Origin of the sequence: Synechococcus sp. WH 8101 (genome assembly GCF_004209775.1) — a bacterium.
Lineage (GTDB): Bacteria > Cyanobacteriota > Cyanobacteriia > PCC-6307 > Cyanobiaceae > Synechococcus_C.
Genome location: NZ_CP035914.1, coordinates 1,361,381 through 1,377,149, shown reverse-complemented (window position 1 = coordinate 1,377,149; position 15,769 = coordinate 1,361,381). Strand labels below are relative to the sequence as shown.

The following is a 15,769-nucleotide window of genomic DNA, read 5'->3' as shown; positions in this document are numbered from 1 at the left end:
TCTCGATCAGTACTTAAGGCTGAGACGCTTCACCAGCCACTGGGCGAACACGTTGACCGCCAAGGTCAACACGATCAGCACAAAGGCGGCGTACATCAACGACGACACCTGGCTGCCATCGGCTTCACCGAATTGGTTCGCCAACATCGCCGCAATCGTGTTGCCGGGGGCCAGGAGCGACCAGCTGAAATTGTTCGAATTGCCGATAATCATGGTCACGGCCATGGTTTCACCCATCGCTCGTCCGAGCGCGAGCATCACACCACCAACGATCCCCGACACCGCAGCTGGCAGGATCACGTTGAGAATGGCTCCCCAACGGGTGGTACCGACGCCATAAGCGGCTTGCCGCAGCTTGATCGGCACCTGATTGAGGGAATCGCGGGCGATCGCAGTGATGATCGGCAGGATCATCACCACGAGGATCAGGATCGCCGGCGCCATGCCAGGACCCATCGGAGCGGAGCTGAAGATGGGCAGCCAGCCGAAGGCCTGATTCAGCCAATTAAGGAAGGGCCGAATGAAGGGTTCGAGCACGAAGATGGCCCAGAGGCCAAGAACGACGGAGGGGATCGCCGCCAGGAGTTCCACCATCACACCGATCACATCGCGGATTCGGCGCGGAATGATGTTTTCGGTGATGAACACAGCGGTGCCCACGCCGAGGGGAACGGCGATCGCCAATGACAACAGAGAGGTGACAATCGTGCCGTAAATGGCCGTGAAGGCACCGTATTCATCGTCGACAGGATTCCAGTTGGAGGTCACCAGAAACTTCCAGCCGTAACGGCCCATGGAGTCCAGGGAACCCCAGAACACCACCACGAGAATGGCGAACAGCACGATCGCCACCATCGAGGCCAGCGCGATCGCCAGATTTTTGAAGCCGACATCAACAAGCTTCTCGGAAGCCGGCCGACGCCTCAGGAGGTACTGCTCCTCAGTGTCAGGAGACATTCTGTGCAGCAACAGACCCCCGAAAACTAATGCTGGGAGGGGTGGTCCATCACTAAGGTCCCTTTAAAGGGCGGGGATTGCCCTGTCCATGGGGCTCTGAAAGCCAGCGGTGGCCTCGGTAGCGTGGGTTCGACCTTCAGGTGGCTATGGGCCGAATCGTCGGGATTGATCTGGGAACCACCAATTCCGTCGTGGCCGTGCTGGAGGCCGGTCGTCCCCAGGTGATCGCCAATGCCGAGGGGATGCGCACGACCCCTTCGGTGGTGGGTTACACGAAAGAGGGTGAACTGCTGGTGGGACAGGCCGCCCGTCGCCAGTTGGTGCTCAATCCGCGCAACACCTTCGCCAACCTCAAACGCTTCGTGGGGCGCGCCTGGGACGAGCTCGATGACTCCAGCCTGGCGGTGCCCTACACCATCCGCGCCAATGACCGCGGCAATGTGAGAGTCGCCTGCCCCCAGATGGAGCGGGAGTATGCGCCGGAGGAGTTGGTGGCCTCGATCCTGCGCAAGCTCGTCGATGACGCTTCCACTTATTTAGGTGAACCGATCGAAGCCGCGGTGATCACCGTTCCCGCCTACTTCGACGACGCCCAGCGCCAGGCCACCCGCGATGCGGGGCGCCTGGCCGGCCTGGAGGTGGAGCGGATCCTCAACGAACCCACGGCGGCAGCGCTCGCCTACGGCTTCGACCGCAGCGCTGTGAAGCGGGTGCTCGTGTTCGACCTCGGCGGCGGCACCTTCGATGTGTCGTTGCTGCGGATCGCCAACGGTGTGTTTGATGTGAAAGCCACCAATGGCGACACCCAGCTGGGCGGCAACGATTTTGACCAACGCATTGTCGACTGGTTGGCCGCTGCGTTTCAGGAGCAGCACGGCATCGATCTCCGCCGGGATCGCCAGGCGCTGCAACGCTTGACCGAGGCGGCGGAAAAGGCCAAGCAGGAGCTCTCCGGTGTGGCCAGCACGCCCATCTCCCTGCCTTTCATCGCCACCGGTGCTGATGGCCCTCTGCACATCGAAACCCGGCTGGATCGCACCACGTTCGAATCCCTCTGCCCCGATCTGCTCGACCGCCTGCTGCTTCCCGTGCAGGCGGCCCTGCGCGATTCCGGTTGGGCCGCCGAGGATGTGGACGATGTGGTGCTCGTTGGCGGCAGCACCCGGATGCCGATGGTGCAGCAACTGGTGCGCACCCTGATTCCCCACGACCCCTGCCAGTCGGTCAATCCCGATGAAGTCGTGGCGATCGGTGCAGCGGTGCAGGCCGGGATTCTCACCGGTGAACTGCGCGATCTGCTGCTCAATGATGTGACGCCCCTCTCGCTCGGCTTGGAGACCGTGGGTGGGCTGATGAAGGTGCTGATCCCCCGCAACACACCGATTCCGGTGCGTCAGTCCGATGTGTTCAGCACCTCGGAGCCGAATCAATCCTCGGTGGAGATTCATGTGTGGCAGGGCGAGCGACAGATGGCGGCCGACAACAAATCCCTCGGTCGCTTCCGCCTCTCCGGCATTCCGCCGGCGCCTCGCGGTGTGCCCCAGATCCAGGTGGCCTTTGATATCGATGCCAATGGCATCCTTCAGGTCAGCGCCACCGACCGCACCACGGGCCGAAAGCAATCGGTCACGATTCAGGGTGGCTCCACCCTCAACGAAGACGAACTACAGGCCATGCTCAAGGAGGCGGAGGAGCGGGCCGATGAGGATCGGCGCAAGCGGGCCGGTATCGAACGGCGCAACCGGGCCCTCACCCTGGTGGCCCAGGCGGAGCGGCGCTTGCGGGACGCGGCGTTGGAGTTGGGGCCCTACGGCGCCGAACGGCAGCAGCGCGCCGTGGAAATGGCCATGCGTGATGTGCAGGACACGCTCGAGCAGGAGGATCTGCAGGAGCTGGAACTGAGCGTGAGTGCCCTGGAGGAGGCGCTGTTCGGACTCAACCGCCGCCTTTCGGCGGAACGGCGCAGTGAGGCCAGCCCCTTGCAGGGCATCCGCAACACGCTCGGTTCGCTGAAGGATGAGCTCTTCGCCGATGACGACTGGGATGACGATCCCTGGGCGGCACCGCGTGGGCGGCCATCCGGTCGCTACGGCCCGACCCGACAAGGCTTCGACCCCTGGGACGATGACCCCTACCGCTGAAACGGATTACTGGGCGCTGCTCGGTCTTCCTCCTGACAGCGACAGCGAGGCCCTGAAGCGCGCCTTCCGGCGGGAAGCCCGCCGTTGGCATCCCGATCTCAATGGCAACGACATTCGGGCCGAGGAACGCTTCAAGTTGGTCAATGAGGCCTATGCGGTGCTCAGCGACCCGAGGCGTCGTCAGGCCTGGGAGTCGCGTCAGCAGGGGGGCGCGGGCGAGCCCGGTGCGGATCCCTTCGCCAGCGGCTTTCCCAGTTTTGAGCACTACCTCGCCGTGGTGCTTGGCATGGCCGAGCCGGAACCGATGGATCGACCGGAACCGGACGTGGCGGCCCATGCCGACTGGCCTGCCGCCGCACCACCGCCGCCCCCTCCCCCGGTCCAGGCCGCCGAAAGCCTGGAAACCGATGTGTGGCTCAGCCCTGATCAGGCGCTGCACGGCACCGCCGTGGAACTGGAGCTGGCCGACGGCACGTTGGTGGAGGTGCAGACCCCATCAAGGGCCGGTGATGGGTGGCGTCTGCGCCTGGCGGGGGTGACGCCGGGCGGGGGTGATCACTTTCTGCACCTGCGCGTACAGACCGACGAGGGCCTGCGCATTGATGGCTTGCGAGTGCTGTATCGCCTCGAACTGCTGCCTCCAGACGCGGCGCTCGGATGCGCCGTCGAGGTGCCCACTCTGCGTGGACCGGTAACCCTGCAGGTGCCGCCTGGCTCCTCCAGCGGCCGTTTGCTCCGGTTGCGCGGCCGGGGGCTCGAGCTGGAAGGTCAGCGTGGTGATCAGTTGGTGGAAATCGTGGTGGTGATTCCCTCGTCGTTGACGGAGGCTGAACGGGCTCTCTATCGCCGGCTTCAGGAGCTGGCTCTGGAGGAGTGAGCGCGGGCCGGTGCCAAACTGCCTGCGCTTTGCCAACAGCCATGCTCGTTCACGTGCTGCTTTACGACGCCGGCGGTGAAAGCGAAGGGATCCATTCGCTCGAACTGGCGGGATCCACCGTGGTGTTGATGTTCGAGAACCGGGATGATGCGGAGCGCTATGCCGGTCTGCTCGAGGCCCAGGATTTTCCGGTGCCCAGCCTGGAGGCGATCGAGCGGGACGACATCGAGATCTTCTGCCGGGAGGCTGGCTATGTGGCGCGGTTTGTGGAAAGTGGTTTCGTCCCCAAAACCGATGAGGAGCGGCTGTTGTTGTCGCCGCCCACAGCCAACCGGGATGTGACGGGTTGGCAGGACGCCGAACCCGCTGTGCCCTCTGATGAATCAGCCCAGCTGGAGGCGTTTCGCCGACAGCTTGAAAATCTGCTCTGAGGAGCTATCTGATGACTCACATTCCAGCATCGGAAGACCGGGGCCATCTGATGACGGAGCAGGCCAATCCGCGCAGTCACGCCCTCGATCGCCTCTGCACCGCAGACCTGGTGGATCTGTTTGTTACGGAGGATCGTCGCCCCCAGGAGGCGGTGGCCGCCGCCGCCCCGGCCCTGGCCGAGGCGATTGATCAGATCGCTGATCGGCTGCGCCAGGGTGGCCGTTTGTTCTATGTGGGCGCCGGGACGTCCGGACGGCTCGGGGTGCTGGATGCGGCGGAATGTCCCCCCACGTTCTGCAGTCCGCCCGAGCTGGTGCAGGGTGTGCTCGCCGGTGGTGCTCCAGCGTTGCTGCGCAGTTCGGAGGGTTTGGAGGACCAGCGCGATGCCGGAGCCGAGGCTCTGCGTGATCGCGGTGTCGGCACGGCCGATTGCGTGGTGGGCATTGCTGCTGGCGGCACCACGCCCTATGTGCATGGGGCGCTCGATTACGCCGGTTCCCTCGGCGCGCTCACGATCGGCATGGCCTGCGTCCCCAGCGCCCAGGCGTCGCTGCCCTGCGCGATCGACATCCGTCTGCTCACGGGGCCGGAACTGCTCACCGGTTCGACCCGGCTCAAAGCCGGGACGGCCACCAAAATGGCGCTAAACATCCTCTCCACCGGCGTGATGGTGCGCTTGGGCAAGGTGTATGGCAATCGGATGGTGGATGTGGCCGCTAGCAACAGCAAGCTGGTGGACCGGGCCCTGCGGATCTTGCGCGATCTGGCGGGGGTGCCCCGGGAGGATGGGGAGCGGTTGCTGCAGGCAGCGGGAGGCTCGGTGAAGCTCGCCTTGCTGATGGCCGCAACGGGCCTGGAGGCGGAGCCGGCGCGAGCCTGTCTGGGGGAGCACAACGAACAACTGCGGCCCGCCCTGGCGTCGTGCGGCGCGGCGCTGGTGTCGCCCTAGTTAGGGCTGCGGCTCACCGGGTGGTGCTCACTGGCCCCCAATAGGGGGCGGTGAACAGATCGAGGCGCTGTCTTGTTTCAGCGGGAACGGCTTCGGGCGCCGTCATCAGGGCGTCCTTGAGGGCTGTGTGGGCCACCGAGGCGGGCCGCTGCTGCTTCAGAGACTCCATCAATTGGTGGAGGATCGGGCCGGTGGCCACCGCATTGGCGCGCAGATTGCCCACCACCATCTCCACCGACACGGCGTCGTGGTCGTTGTGCCAGCAATCGAAGTCGGTGACCATGCTCAGGGAGGCGTAGGCGATTTCCGCTTCCCTTGCCAGTCGCGCTTCGGTGTGATTGGTCATGCCGATCACATCACAGCCCCAGTTGCGGTAGAGCTCGCTTTCCGCTCGGGTCGAGAATGCCGGCCCTTCCATGCAGAGGTAGGTGCCGCCCCGATGCAGGTGGTGCCCGGCTGGCATCTCCGCTTCGGCGGCGTTGGCGAGCAGGGTGCTGAGGCGGGAGCAGAAGGGTTCCGCCAGGCTGACGTGGGCGACGCAACCCTCTCCGAAGAACGACTGGGGCCGCTGCATCGTTCGATCGATGAACTGGGAGGGCACCACCATGTCGCGGGGGCGCAGATGTTCCCGCAGGGAGCCTACCGCCGAGACGGAGACCAACCAGCGCACGTTGAGGGAGCGCAGCGCCCAGATGTTGGCGCGATAGGGGACTTCACTCGGGAGCAGGTGATGGCCGCGCCCATGGCGGGCCAGAAACACCACATCCACCCCGTTGAGCCGCCCGACCCGCAGGGGGTCGGAGGGACTGCCGAAGGGGGTGTCCACCACCACCTCCTGCACATCCGTAAGCCCGTCGATGGCATAGAGACCGCTGCCACCGATCACTCCCACCCGGGCCGCATCGAGGGGAGCCGTCCCTGCCGAAGCGTTCATTGGCTGATCTTGTCGTCGACAACCATCATCGCCTGCTTAGGCTGACCGTTTGCGCAGTTCACCCCTTGACGACTGTTCTGATGGAGACGGACGCCGGCCTGATCCGGCTGGAGATGTTCGATGCCGACGCTCCGAACACCGTGGCCAACTTCGTCAAACTGGCCCGCGATGGCTTTTACGACGGGCTTGCCTTCCATCGCGTCATCGACGGCTTCATGGCCCAGGGCGGTTGCCCCAACTCCCGTGAAGGTGCCAAGGGCATGCCCGGCACCGGTGGCCCTGGCTACACGATCGACTGTGAGATCAACAGTCGCAAGCACGTGCCCGGCGCTCTCTCGATGGCCCATGCCGGCAAGAACACCGGTGGCAGCCAGTTTTTCATCGTCCACGAGGCCCAGCCCCATCTCGATGGGGTCCACACCGTCTTCGGTCAGACCGGTGACATGGCGGTGGTGCTGGCTCTGAAGAACGGCTCCCGGATCACCAAGGTGAACGTCGAAGACTGATCTGCTAAGCAGTCAGCTCCACTGGATCAGGGCGACGTCGTTGCTGCCGAGCGGCAATGGCGGCGTCCCGTTCCGCAGCTGCTCCAGCAGCCGTTCGTCTCGCTCCAGGGTCTGGGGTGGGTGGTTCAGTTGGTCAGGCCTTGATGTGCGATAGAGGCCGATCCGGCGCGTGATCGGCCAGGACGCCATGGCGCTCAGCAAGCGGTTCAGTCGGCTGTCCAAGGGTTCAGTCGAGTTGGTCTCCCCCTCACCCGCAGCTTCTGCGGTGGCATCCGCCAGCCGCCAGGCGAACTGGGGGCGTTCCCACAGGGCCAGCAGTCGGGGCGATTGCACGGGCACCAGCACCAATCCTTCGAGCGCAGCGGCCTCCGAGGCCATGGCCAGGGGCTGCGGCAGGGCGTCCGCCGGCAGGGTGCCGTCCCAACAGATCACCGTGGAGACTTCGTGGATCCAATGGCCGAGCTTGTCGCGTTTGACGGCGAGGTAGTCGGCGTTGTGGTCACCGGGTTCGATCACCAGGGGAACCCGCTCCACCACCTCGAGTCCGTAACCATCGAGGCCGGCGATCTTGCGCGGATTGTTGGTGAGCAGGCGCAGGCGGTGGATGCCCAGGTCGCTGAGGATCTGGGCACCGACGCCGTAGTTGCGCAGATCCGCCGGAAAGCCCAGCTTTTCGTTCGCTTCCACCGTGTCGAGCCCGCCATCTTGAAGGCTGTAGGCCTTCAGTTTGTTGATCAGGCCGATGCCACGACCTTCCTGACGCAGATACACCACCACCCCTTCGCCTTCGGCTTCGATGCGGGCCAGGGCTGATTCCAGCTGGGGTCTGCAGTCGCAGCGCAAGGAGCCAAAGGCATCGCCGGTGAGGCATTCGGAGTGCATCCGCACCAACACCGGTTCCTGCAGCTGTTGCGGATCCCCCTTGATGATCGCCACATGTTCACTGCCATCGAGTTCGTTGCGATAGCCGATCGCCTGGAAGCTGCCGAACAGGCTCGGCAGGGTGGCCTGGGCCTGGCGACGCACGAAACGCTCGTTGTTGAGGCGATAGCGGATCAGGTCGGCAATGCTGATCAGGCGCAGGTTCCATTGACGGGCGTAGTCCCGTAGTTCCGGAAGCCGCGCCATCGAGCCATCGGCGTTTTGGATTTCGCAGATCACTCCGGCGGGGATGAGGCCTGCCAACTGGGCAAGATCCACCGCGGCTTCGGTATGCCCTGCCCGTTTGAGCACCCCGCCCTGGCGTGCGCGCAGGGGAAAGATGTGGCCGGGGCGGCGCAGATCGGCCGGGCGCGCATCCGGACGCAGGGCGACCTGAATGGTGCGTGAGCGGTCGTCGGCGGAAATGCCCGTGCTCACGCCATGCTCCGGGCCGGCATCGATGCTCACCGTGAAAGCGGTCTGATTGGCATCGGTGTTGCGGTCCACCATCAAGGGCAGATCGAGGGCATCCAGGCGTTCCCCCTCCATGGCCAGGCAGATCAACCCCCGGGCATGGGTGGCCATGAAATTGATCTGATCCGGTGAGGCGAACTGGGCGGCACAGATCAGATCGCCTTCGTTCTCCCGACGTTCGTCATCGACAACAACGACACACTCTCCGTTGCGGATCGCCGCCAGGGCATCGGAAATCGAATCGAAGGAAATGGCTGTTGTTCGCGCTCTTGTCATTATCGACACCGTTACGATCAGCCGGCGTCCAGACCGGCTCATGCAGAGCGTTTCCCCCGCCCTTCCCGACACGCCCGTTGGCAGGGTTGCTGTGATCGGGGCGTCCGGATACGGCGGTCTGCAGACGCTTCGCTTGCTGCAGAACCATCCTGGCCTGGTGGTCACCTTTCTCGGTGGTGAACGCAGCGCGGGCCAACGCTGGAGTGAACTGTGTTCCTTTCTTCCCCTGGCAGATGACCCGATCGTTGAGAAGCCCGATCCGGATCGGATCGCCGAGCAGGCTGACTTCGCCGTTCTGAGTCTTCCCAACGGTCTGGCCAGTGATCTGGTGCCGGCCCTGCTGGAGCGAAGTGTTCGGGTGGTGGATCTCTCCGCTGACTACCGCTATCGCTCACTGGACCAATGGAGTCAGGTGTATGTACAGGAGGCGTCCCAGCGCCAGCGTCAGGATTCCGATCTCTGCGAACAGGCCGTGTATGGATTGCCGGAATGGAACGGGCCGGCGATCGCCACAGCGTCGCTTGTGGCCGCGCCCGGTTGTTTTCCCACCGCCAGCCTGTTGCCCCTACTTCCCTTCCTCAAGCAGGGCCTGATTGAAACCGAAGGGCTGATCATCGATGCCAAAACCGGCACCTCCGGTGGTGGTCGGGCCGCTAAGGAGAACCTGCTGCTCTCGGAGGCGTCGGAGTCGATCGCGCCCTATGGCGTGATCGGCCATCGCCACACATCCGAAATCGAACAGCTCGCCAGCCAGGCCGCCGGTTGTGGGATTCAGCTGCAGTTCACGCCCCACCTGGTGCCGATGGTGCGCGGTTTGCTGGCCACCGTGTATGGCCGCCTGCGCGACCCCGGCCTCACCGCTGAAGACTGCACCACCGTGCTGGAGGCCTTTTATCGCCATCACCCCTTCATCCGGGTGCTTCCGGTGGGTACCTACCCCGCAACAAAGTGGGTGCGCCACACCAATCTCTCCCTCCTGTCGGTTCAGGTGGATCAGCGCAACAGCCGCCTGGTGCTGATGAGTGCTGTCGACAACCTGATCAAGGGGCAAGCCGGTCAGGGGGTGCAGTGCCTCAATCTGATGGCGGGTCTGCCGGTGGCCACCGGACTGCCCTTGGCACCCTTCTACCCCTGAGCGCGCCAACGCTTCGCGGCGAGCGCCACGGCCCAGGGCAGGAGCCGATGCTCCTGCACCCGGATCCGCGCCGCGAGCCTGGCTGGATCGTCGCCGGGAAGCACCGGGACGGCGGCCTGGGCCAGCAGCGGACCGGAATCCACGTCTTCACAGACCAGGTGGGCGGAGCAGCCACTGATCGGCACACCGGCACCCAGGGCCTGTCCCACCGCATCGAGGCCCCGGAAACTGGGCAGCAGGGACGGATGCAGGTTGATCAGCCGTTGCGGGAAGGCCTCGATCAGCACCTTGGTGACGATGCGCATCCATCCCGCCATCACCACCGCTTCCACCGCATCGGCCTGGAAGCTCGCCACCAGGGCGCGATCAAGATCCTCTCGCGTCTCGAAGCGACGGTGGTCGTGCAGCACCCAGGGAATGCCGAGCCGATCGGCCCGCGCCAGTGCGCCGCAATTGGCCTTGTTCACCACCAGGCGCAGCAGCCGGGCCTGCAGCAGCCCATCCCTGCAGGCCTGGGCCAGGGCCTCGAGATTGGTTCCCTCGCCTGAGGCCATCACCCCGAGGCGCAAGGGCGGATCGAACTGGGGCCAGCTGTCGATCGCCGGCACCAGCAGAGAGGTCGAAGCCTGATCCCCGGGTTGCGCAGCCTGGCTAAGGTTCGAAAAAGCGGGCATTTGGTTCATGTCCCATCTCTCCATCCTGCCCACCGTGCTCACCGACCTCGAGGGTCTGGCGGCAGCGTTGGAGGCTGAGGGCTACAGCGTCAGCCGAAACGGCACGGTGGCCACGCTCGCCTCCGGCGTCCTGCCCGTTGATCTCGTCGCGTCTCGCCACGGTCGGGTCTGTTTCGCCTGGCGACGCCCGGCGCCGGAGCAGCCTCTCGACCTTGTCACTGACCTGCAGCGACAGGTGTGGAGTGCCGCGACCCAGCTGCGGCTGCGGAAGATCCTGCGGCGTTACGCCTTGATTCAGGCCTTGAGCAGCTTGGACGCTCGCGCTGTCGTCAGCGTCGACTGAAGCCTTGTCTGCCGCACCTGCCGTCACACTCCGGCTCGATCTACGGGATGCCGCCTCCCAGACCCTGCGTGTTGAGCAGAGCTGGATGCCGCGCCATGCCCGGGCCCAATGGCAACTGCCGATCTGGACGCCGGGCTCTTACACGGTGCGCGATCCGGTGCAGCACCTGCATTCGCTTTGCCTGCGCCAGGGCGATCACGTCCTGACGCCGCAGCGCTGCTCCCCGTCGCGGTGGACCGCCACCGTCGAACCGGGCTCGCCGCTCCATCTGACTTATCAACTGGAGGCGCGACAGCTCACGGTGCGCACCTGCTATCTCGATCCCGACTTCGCCTCTCTTTGCCTCTCGGCCGTGGCGATGCTGGTGGAGGGGGAGCGCTGGAGCGAACACCGGCTGGAGCTGCAGTTGCCTGCCGAATGGCAAGCCCATGTGCCCTTGCCGCTGGAGTCGGGTCGATATTGCGCTGAGCATTTTGATGCGTTGGTGGATAGCCCGGTGCATGCCGGTGACGTTTCGGCCCAGACCTTCGAGGTGGAGGGGTGCCGTCATGAGCTGGTGCTGATCGGCGCCCCGCCCCAGGGTTGGCCCACCACCCTTCTGGCCGACATTGAGGCCGTCTGCACCGCCACCTGTCGCCTCATGGCTGAGCCCCCGGCGGCCCGTGATCGCTATCAGCTGGTGATTCAGATGCTGGAGCAGGGCTACGGCGGTCTGGAACACGATCATGGCGCCGTGCTCCAGTTCTCCTGGTCGGCCCTGGCGTCCGAAAGTGGGTATCACGAGCTGCTTCAGCTGGTGGGGCATGAATATCTGCACCAGTGGAATGTGCGACGCCTGCGCCCGAAGGAGTACGTGCCCTATGACCACGGCGCTGCGGTGCTCTCCGATGGGTTGTGGTTCGCCGAAGGCGTCACCAGCTATTACGACCTGGCCCTGCCCCTGCTGGCGGGCCGTTCCGATCGCGATCAGCTGCTGAAGGATCTGGGGAGGGATCTCTCCCGGGTGTTGCTCAGTCCCGGCTTGCAGGTGCAGAGCCTGGCGGACAGTTCCCGCGAGGCCTGGGTGCGCCTCTACAAACGAACACCGGCCGCTGCCGACAGCCAGATCAGTTACTACCTGCTTGGCGCCGCCCTCGCCTTCTGCCTCGATGTGCAATTGCGTCAGGCGGAGGCCAGCCTGGCCCAGGTGCTGCGCGATCTCTGGCGCCGGTTCGGCCGGAGCGGTCGCGGTTACGGCCGCGCCGACATCCAGGCCCAGATCGCCCGGGTCTCACCCCAGCTCGCCGCATCACTGCCCGGTTGGTTGGAGGATCGGGGCACCTTGCCGATCGAGGCCTGCGTCAGGGCCATCGGCCTGCGTCTGGAGCCAGTGCGGTCAGACCAGGACGACACCGGGCTGCAGCTGCGGCAGGACCGCGAGATGGTGGTGGTGGAACGGGTGCGTCGCCAAAGCCCCGGCCATGGGGCCGGCCTGGTGCCGGGCGACGAATTGGTGGCGGTGCGCGGTCGCCGGCTGCGCACTCTCGAGCAGTGGCCGCAGCTTCTGCGCGGCGATGATGCGGTGCCGATTGTGCTGGCGCGTCGCGGCGTTTTGGCCACAGCAACCCTGATCAAAGCGGAACCGACCCTGGACCATTGGCACCTCCGTTGTGATCCTGAGGCGTCCCCCTCCGCCTGCGCACTCCGCGACGCATGGTTCCAGATCATCTGACCAGGCTGTGGAGTCGCTGGCGTGCCGGCTGGGGCGCTGGGGGGCGCGATCCGTGGCGCTGGTTGCCCGTGGTCGGCTCGGCAGTGGCGATTGGCCTGATGGGAGCCCTCTGGCTCAGCGCCGAGGACCCCAAGACGGGCGCAGAGCAGCGTCGCCCTTCCCTGCTGGACCTATTGGAGGAGGTGACGGAGCAGGGGCGGCCGGAGCAGGCGCAACCGGATCAACCCCCACCGAAGCAGCCGCGGGCCGTCGCCTGGTCCTCGCCCCTGGCGCAGCAATGCAGCGGCATCGACCCGAAGCTGCGCCAGCGCCTCCTGCAGGAACGCCGCCAGCTGCCTGGTCGCCGTCAGAGAATCGCCATCGATCCGACCAACTTCGGCGACCGTTACCGCCGCGACCCTTGGGGCCGCAACCTCAATCCCAGCCCCCGGGTGGTGGTGCTGCATGAAACCGTTTATTCACTCTCCTCCGCCCTCAACACCTTCCGCACGCCCCATCCCCGCGATGAGGATCAGGTGAGTTATCACACCCTGATCGGCCTCGATGGCACGGTGGTGGATGTGGTGGATCCGCTCAAACGGGCCTTTGGAGCGGGATATTCCGCTTTTCTGGGGGAATGGGCGGCCACCAACCCGAACTTCCAGGGATCGGTGAACAACTTCGCCCTGCATCTCAGCTTGGAAACGCCGGAGGACGGTCAGCACAACAACCCGGGCCACAGCGGTTACACCGAGGCGCAATACGACGCGCTGGCCCTGGTGTTGCACGACTGGATCCGCAGCTTCGGCATCCCGCCCGCTGCCATCACCACCCATGAACATGTGGATCTGGGCGGAGAGCGGGCTGATCCGCGCAGCTTCGACTGGTCGGCCCTGCAGCAACGCCTCGCCGCCCTCGGCGATCTGTGCGCCGGCTAAGACGTTGCTGCAGTCGCTCAGATCAGGCCACCGAGGGCGGAACGCTGCTGTGAGTAGATCAGTCCATGCAAGGCCGGATCCTGCATGTAACGGAGGATGCGCGCCGGATAGTCGAGCTTGCCGTTGTGGAGATAGGCCAGGGTGGCGATCGCTTTCGCCTCCATCGGTGAACGGCTGGCGATCAACGGCGAGCGGGTGGAGAAGCCGAGTTCGGCCTTGAGACGCGCCATCTTGCCAGCGAGCAGCGCCACATTCGACTCGGGATCGAGCAGCAACTCGCGGGCTGCGGCAATGTCGGCAGCGCTGGGTTCCGGCGGCAGTTTGCCCTGATGGATCAGTTCGCTGATGCCCAGCTGGGCCGGGCCCAGGGTGCTCACCAGGCCGGAGTGGGCCACGAAGGGAAGACCTTCGCCGGGTTTGGAGTGTTGGATCTCGTCGTAGAGGATGCCGCTGATCAGCATCGGATTGACCCGCAACCGCTTGGATTCCCGCAGGATCACCGGTTTCAGCTCCCTGAGGCGAAGCAGCGTGTTGGCGCGGAGCGGTTCGAGCTGATCGACGCCGCGGGTGAACAACTGGGCGAGGGGGGTCTGGGGGCCATGGACCCCGAAGCGCCGCTGTAGGTAGGCCAGCTCCTCGGGCGAGAAATCCGTGGGTTCCGCTTCCGGCTGCAGGGTCTGGGGCGTGGTCGGCCCACCATCAGCGGCAGCGATGGGCAGAGGCTGGGGCTGGCGCAGGGCCTGCAGGAGCTGAACCAGCACCAGAAGGGCCACCAGGGGTGACCAGACGAGTGGGCGGGCCAGACCTCGCAGTTGTGAACGCAACCGTTCCATGAACTGACGCTAGCTGGGGTGTCGCAGTTGATGGGCAGGCCGGCCGATCATGGATACCTTCTGCTGGTGAGCGTCAGCGTTTGACCAGCCATGAGCTTTCCGGATTTCAGTGCAAGCGATGCCCAGACCCAGTGGCAGCGCTTCTGTGATCTGCTCTGGTTTCACGATGATCTGGGGATGTGGCTCGATGTGAGTCGCATGCACGTGAACAGCGCCGACCTCGACGCCCTCGCTCCCCAGTTTGACCAGGCTTTCCAGGCGATGCAGGCCCTGGAGGGCGGGGCCATCGCCAATGCGGATGAACAGCGGCAGGTGGGCCACTACTGGCTGCGCCAACCCCAGCTGGCCCCCAGCCCCGAGGTTGCCGACCACATCAGCGCCGAGATCGACCAGATCGAGCAGTTCGGCAAGGCGGTGATCGCCGGTGAGATCAAGGCTCCCAATGGTGCGGCCTTCACCGATGTGCTCTGGATCGGCATCGGCGGCAGCGGTCTTGGCCCCCTGCTGATGATCCGGGCGCTGCAGAAGCAAGGGGAAGGCCTGCCGTTTCACTTCTTCGACAATGTCGATCCCAACGGCATGAGCCGCGTGCTCGCTGGCCTGGGCGAGGCGATCAAGACCACGCTGGTGATCACGGTGAGCAAGTCCGGTGGCACGCCGGAGCCGCACCTGGGCATGGAGCAGGCCCGTCACCGCCTCGAGGCCAGCGGGGGTGATTGGCCAGGTCAGGCGGTGGCGATCACGATGAAGAACAGCCACCTCGACCAGCAAGCCCAGCAGGAGGGGTGGCTGCAGCGCTTCGACATGTTCGATTGGGTGGGGGGACGCACCAGCATCACCAGCGCCGTGGGCCTCGTGCCCGGCGCCCTGATCGGTGCCAACATTCGCGATTTCCTCGCCGGTGCCGCCCAGATGGATGAGGCGACCCGGCTCGCCGATCTGCGCCGCAATCCCTCCGCCCTGATGGCTGCCTCCTGGTTTGTGGCCGGTGAGGGCAAGGGCAAGCGCGACATGGTGGTGCTGCCCTACCGCGATCGGCTCGAGGTGTTCAGCCGCTACCTGCAGCAACTGGTGATGGAGTCGCTGGGCAAGCGTCTCGATCGCAGCGGCGCCGAGGTGCATCAGGGCATTGCCGTGTATGGCAACAAGGGCTCCACCGATCAGCACGCCTACGTGCAGCAACTGCGGGACGGGGTCGACAATTTCTTCGTCACTTTCATCGAAGAGCTCACCGATGTGGAGGACATCCCGGAGATCAACGGCGAACGCCCCGGCGATTTCCTCGATGGCTTCCTGCAGGGCACCCGCTCAGCCCTCACGGAGGGCGGTCGCCAGAGCATCAGCATCAGCATGCGCCACCTCGATGCTCGCCGTCTCGGTGCTCTGATCGCTCTGTTCGAGAGGGCGGTGGGCTTCTACGGCGAACTGGTGAACATCAATGCCTATCACCAACCGGGCGTGGAGGCCGGCAAAAAAGCGGCGGCCGCCATCCTCAAGTTGCAGGGTCAGGTGGAGGCCCTGCTCGCCGACGGTGTGAGCCGCTCCGCCGCTGATGTGCAGCAGGCGATCGGTGAAGGACCCGTGGAGCCGATTTTCTGGATCCTGCGTCACCTCTGCGCCAACAAGCGGGGCTACATCGCCCAGGGCAGCTGGGATCAACCCGCCTCGCTGCGCTTCAGCAAGGCCTGA

General features: G+C 65.2%; 15 protein-coding genes. 10 read left to right on the top strand and 5 right to left on the bottom strand.

Features of this window, described 5'->3' with window-relative positions:
• Positions 1-6 precede the first annotated feature (6 nt).
• Positions 7-957, bottom strand: coding sequence for a phosphate ABC transporter permease subunit PstC (gene pstC / locus SynWH8101_RS07180; protein WP_130129174.1), 951 nt, complete (start codon positions 955-957; stop codon positions 7-9).
• A 146-nt stretch (positions 958-1,103) separates the two neighbouring features.
• Between pstC and dnaK the strand changes: the two genes are divergently transcribed.
• Genes dnaK through murQ form a run of 4 tightly spaced genes read left to right on the top strand, consistent with a single transcriptional unit; the run spans position 1,104 to position 5,356 of the window.
• Positions 1,104-3,098, top strand: a complete 1,995-nt coding sequence (gene dnaK, locus SynWH8101_RS07175; RefSeq protein ID WP_130129173.1) for a molecular chaperone DnaK — start codon at positions 1,104-1,106, stop codon at positions 3,096-3,098.
• Positions 3,082-3,975: a DnaJ C-terminal domain-containing protein gene (locus tag SynWH8101_RS07170; RefSeq protein WP_130130410.1), complete on the top strand. Its 894-nt coding sequence runs from the start codon at positions 3,082-3,084 to the stop codon at positions 3,973-3,975. Before dnaK ends, SynWH8101_RS07170 begins: the two co-directional genes overlap by 17 nt.
• A gap of 41 nt (positions 3,976-4,016) precedes the next feature.
• The gene (locus SynWH8101_RS07165) at positions 4,017-4,406 is read left to right on the top strand and encodes a DUF3110 domain-containing protein (protein ID WP_130129172.1); all 390 of its coding nucleotides are present in this window, start codon (positions 4,017-4,019) and stop codon (positions 4,404-4,406) included.
• Positions 4,407-4,417: 11 nt separating this feature from the next.
• The gene (murQ, locus tag SynWH8101_RS07160; protein WP_165380954.1) at positions 4,418-5,356 is read left to right on the top strand and encodes an N-acetylmuramic acid 6-phosphate etherase; all 939 of its coding nucleotides are present in this window, start codon (positions 4,418-4,420) and stop codon (positions 5,354-5,356) included.
• A gap of 13 nt (positions 5,357-5,369) precedes the next feature.
• On the opposite strand, the gene mtnP is transcribed toward murQ, so the two are convergent.
• Positions 5,370-6,290 (bottom strand): S-methyl-5'-thioadenosine phosphorylase, encoded by a 921-nt coding sequence (gene mtnP / locus SynWH8101_RS07155; RefSeq protein WP_130129171.1) that lies wholly within the window; start codon positions 6,288-6,290, stop codon positions 5,370-5,372.
• A gap of 80 nt (positions 6,291-6,370) precedes the next feature.
• Here mtnP and SynWH8101_RS07150 point away from each other — a divergent pair, with 80 nt between their 5' ends.
• Positions 6,371-6,796 carry a peptidylprolyl isomerase gene (locus SynWH8101_RS07150; RefSeq protein ID WP_038001350.1) on the top strand — a complete coding sequence of 142 codons (426 nt, stop codon included), beginning with the start codon at positions 6,371-6,373 and terminating at the stop codon, positions 6,794-6,796.
• Between the two features lie 12 nt (positions 6,797-6,808).
• On the opposite strand, the gene ribBA is transcribed toward SynWH8101_RS07150, so the two are convergent.
• Positions 6,809-8,467 (bottom strand): bifunctional 3,4-dihydroxy-2-butanone-4-phosphate synthase/GTP cyclohydrolase II, encoded by a 1,659-nt coding sequence (gene ribBA / locus SynWH8101_RS07145; protein ID WP_130129170.1) that lies wholly within the window; start codon positions 8,465-8,467, stop codon positions 6,809-6,811.
• Between the two features lie 40 nt (positions 8,468-8,507).
• On the opposite strand from ribBA, the gene argC reads away from it, so the two are divergent.
• A complete protein-coding gene (argC, locus tag SynWH8101_RS07140) occupies positions 8,508-9,602 on the top strand; it encodes an N-acetyl-gamma-glutamyl-phosphate reductase (RefSeq protein WP_130129169.1) in 1,095 nt (364 codons plus the stop codon).
• On the opposite strand, the gene purN is transcribed toward argC, so the two are convergent.
• A complete protein-coding gene (gene purN / locus SynWH8101_RS07135) occupies positions 9,593-10,276 on the bottom strand; it encodes a phosphoribosylglycinamide formyltransferase (protein ID WP_165380953.1) in 684 nt (227 codons plus the stop codon). The two genes, argC and purN, sit on opposite strands and share 10 nt — an antisense overlap.
• A gap of 7 nt (positions 10,277-10,283) precedes the next feature.
• On the opposite strand from purN, the gene SynWH8101_RS07130 reads away from it, so the two are divergent.
• From SynWH8101_RS07130 to SynWH8101_RS07120, 3 genes are read left to right on the top strand one after another with little or no spacing between them, the layout of a single operon-like run.
• Positions 10,284-10,619, top strand: a complete 336-nt coding sequence (locus SynWH8101_RS07130) for a hypothetical protein (RefSeq protein ID WP_130129168.1) — start codon at positions 10,284-10,286, stop codon at positions 10,617-10,619.
• Between the two features lie 4 nt (positions 10,620-10,623).
• The gene (locus SynWH8101_RS07125; RefSeq protein WP_130129167.1) at positions 10,624-12,330 is read left to right on the top strand and encodes a M61 family metallopeptidase; all 1,707 of its coding nucleotides are present in this window, start codon (positions 10,624-10,626) and stop codon (positions 12,328-12,330) included.
• On the top strand, positions 12,312-13,247 hold the full coding sequence (locus SynWH8101_RS07120) for an N-acetylmuramoyl-L-alanine amidase (protein WP_130129166.1): 936 nt from the start codon (positions 12,312-12,314) through the stop codon (positions 13,245-13,247). The genes SynWH8101_RS07125 and SynWH8101_RS07120 overlap by 19 nt, the downstream gene beginning before the upstream one ends.
• 17 nt (positions 13,248-13,264) lie before the next feature.
• Here the strand turns inward: SynWH8101_RS07120 and SynWH8101_RS07115 are convergent, their stop codons facing one another.
• Positions 13,265-14,080 (bottom strand): helicase DnaB, encoded by an 816-nt coding sequence (locus tag SynWH8101_RS07115; protein ID WP_130129165.1) that lies wholly within the window; start codon positions 14,078-14,080, stop codon positions 13,265-13,267.
• A 90-nt stretch (positions 14,081-14,170) separates the two neighbouring features.
• Between SynWH8101_RS07115 and SynWH8101_RS07110 the strand changes: the two genes are divergently transcribed.
• Complete coding sequence (locus SynWH8101_RS07110) at positions 14,171-15,769, top strand: glucose-6-phosphate isomerase (protein WP_130129164.1); 1,599 nt, start codon at positions 14,171-14,173, stop codon at positions 15,767-15,769.

What these genes read in the sequence shown, in the direction of transcription:
- ribBA (WP_130129170.1), bottom strand. Translation starts at nt 8,467, where the DNA reads ATGACAAGAGCGCGAACAACAGCCATTTCCTTCGATTCGATTTCCGAT.
- SynWH8101_RS07170 (WP_130130410.1), top strand. Translation starts at nt 3,082, where the DNA reads ATGACCCCTACCGCTGAAACGGATTACTGGGCGCTGCTCGGTCTTCCT.
- pstC (WP_130129174.1), bottom strand. Translation starts at nt 957, where the DNA reads ATGTCTCCTGACACTGAGGAGCAGTACCTCCTGAGGCGTCGGCCGGCT.
- SynWH8101_RS07115 (WP_130129165.1), bottom strand. Translation starts at nt 14,080, where the DNA reads ATGGAACGGTTGCGTTCACAACTGCGAGGTCTGGCCCGCCCACTCGTC.
- SynWH8101_RS07130 (WP_130129168.1), top strand. Translation starts at nt 10,284, where the DNA reads ATGTCCCATCTCTCCATCCTGCCCACCGTGCTCACCGACCTCGAGGGT.
- argC (WP_130129169.1), top strand. Translation starts at nt 8,508, where the DNA reads ATGCAGAGCGTTTCCCCCGCCCTTCCCGACACGCCCGTTGGCAGGGTT.
- purN (WP_165380953.1), bottom strand. Translation starts at nt 10,276, where the DNA reads ATGCCCGCTTTTTCGAACCTTAGCCAGGCTGCGCAACCCGGGGATCAG.
- SynWH8101_RS07110 (WP_130129164.1), top strand. Translation starts at nt 14,171, where the DNA reads ATGAGCTTTCCGGATTTCAGTGCAAGCGATGCCCAGACCCAGTGGCAG.
- SynWH8101_RS07120 (WP_130129166.1), top strand. Translation starts at nt 12,312, where the DNA reads ATGGTTCCAGATCATCTGACCAGGCTGTGGAGTCGCTGGCGTGCCGGC.
- SynWH8101_RS07165 (WP_130129172.1), top strand. Translation starts at nt 4,017, where the DNA reads ATGCTCGTTCACGTGCTGCTTTACGACGCCGGCGGTGAAAGCGAAGGG.
- murQ (WP_165380954.1), top strand. Translation starts at nt 4,418, where the DNA reads ATGACTCACATTCCAGCATCGGAAGACCGGGGCCATCTGATGACGGAG.
- SynWH8101_RS07150 (WP_038001350.1), top strand. Translation starts at nt 6,371, where the DNA reads ATGGAGACGGACGCCGGCCTGATCCGGCTGGAGATGTTCGATGCCGAC.
- dnaK (WP_130129173.1), top strand. Translation starts at nt 1,104, where the DNA reads ATGGGCCGAATCGTCGGGATTGATCTGGGAACCACCAATTCCGTCGTG.
- mtnP (WP_130129171.1), bottom strand. Translation starts at nt 6,290, where the DNA reads ATGAACGCTTCGGCAGGGACGGCTCCCCTCGATGCGGCCCGGGTGGGA.